The 1,736-nt window shown below is 67.7% G+C and carries 1 protein-coding gene; it reads left to right on the top strand.

Annotated features, from left to right (window positions below):
- Nucleotides 1-93: 93 nt before the first annotated feature.
- On the top strand, nt 94-1,443 hold the full coding sequence (locus L1892_RS24525) for an IS110 family RNA-guided transposase (protein WP_235726353.1): 1,350 nt from the start codon (nt 94-96) through the stop codon (nt 1,441-1,443).
- The last annotated feature ends 293 nt before the right edge of the window (nt 1,444-1,736 follow it).

A 1,736-nucleotide genomic window follows, 5' to 3' on the forward strand; every position in this document is an offset into this window, starting at 1 on the left:
CTCCTAGTAATTCCTTGAAAGGTGTGAGAGCCGAGACATCCTCCTGATGTGGTCGAGGGGCTTGGTATCCCAAATCACATCAAGGAGGATGTCGTGTCTCACGGTAGTCGATTGAGTCGTGGCGATAGTCGCCGTAATGACCGGTTGGGCCAGTTACGTCAGATCGTGCGTCGCGAGTATGCGGTGGTCGCTATCGATCTGGCCAGCCACAAGCAGGTGGTGGCGGTGACCGATCATGACTCGCGGGTGCTGGCGCGTCGAACGGTGCAGGTCGCGCCGGCGAAGCTAGGGCCGGTGCTGGACTGGGCGCGTGAGCAGGCGCTGGCAGCGGGCTTCACCGGGATCGTGGTGGCATGTGAACCCACCGGTCACCGATGGAAGAGCGTCTGCGATGTGGCGGCCGAGTCCGGCGTGGATGCGGTGTGTGTGCAGCCGATGCTGGTGGCCCGCGCCCGCGAGGCCGAAGACTTCACCCGCGACAAATCCGACGACAAAGACGCCATGCTGATCGCCCGGTTGACCACCCAATTGCACGTCTATCTGCCCGAACGCCAGCACCCGGCGTGGGCGCGACTGCGTCACCTGGGGGTACGTCGCGCCCAACAACTGACCCGCCGCGGCGCGGCCCGCCAGCAGGTGCGTGACCTGCTTGACGCAGCATGGCCGGCCGCCCTGGACTGCGCGCGCAAACCGTTGGACTCGATGACGTGGCTGGCGGTGATGGCGGTCATCGACTGCGATCCCGCGGTCCTGGCGGCCAAAGCCGCGACCGCACGCGGTCGACGCGCGTTGACCGCGGCGATCAGCCGTGAACTGCCCCAGTGGGGTGGCCAACGCATCCATACCCCCATCCTGACCGCGCTGATCGCCGCCGCGGTCGCCGAACCTGCCGCCGCCGACGCCCGCCCCGGCACCCTTGAACGCGCCCGCTACGCATTGGGCGACTACCAGCGCGCCGCCGCCGACTGCGACGACGTCGCCACCCGGATGCTCGAGGTTCTCACCGAGCTGCACCTGGCCACGCTGGCCGACTCCATCCCCGGCATCACCGCAGTATCGGTGGCCGCGATCCTCGCCGAGACCGGCGACCCGACCCGCTTCACCTCCGCACGCGCGGTGGTCAAACACGCCGGGCTGTGCCCGCGGGAGAACTCCTCGGGCAACTACACCGGCACCACCCGCATCAGCGGCCGCGGCCGACCTCGCCTGCGGCTGGCCGCCTGGCGTGCGGTATTCGGCGCACTGGCACACAACGAGGTCTACGCCCACCGCTACCGCCACCTGACCACCCGCGCCGACAACCCACTGACCGACAACCAGGCCCGTATCGCGATCGCCGCGGCCCTACTGCGACAGCTCCACACGATGATCACCACCACCACCGGCTGGAACCCCGCACTGGCCGGCCCCGCGCCGAGCACCACCGAAAGGACCGCCGCCTGACCCCAAAACCCCTCCGACCGGGACAAGCTCGCAACCTCCTCGGGCACCAAACCCGACCCTGAGCCTGAGCAGTCCCACCCTCACGCGACCAAAGCTCGGATGAAGGATGTTGGGCACCAACCCGTTTGCACGCTAGGTAGAGCACGCGTCAGGGCAGACCCCGGCCCGGAACCCACAACCCCCAAGCCACCCCAAAGCCGCGAGCACAAAAACCAACGCCCGCGGTCACATACCCCACGCCGCCACCACCATCAGGAACCTCTTGACACCCAACCCCATAGGATGCTCAGGGA

It is taken from the genome of Gordonia tangerina (genome assembly GCF_021556435.1).
Taxonomy (GTDB): Bacteria; Actinomycetota; Actinomycetes; order Mycobacteriales; family Mycobacteriaceae; genus Gordonia; species Gordonia tangerina.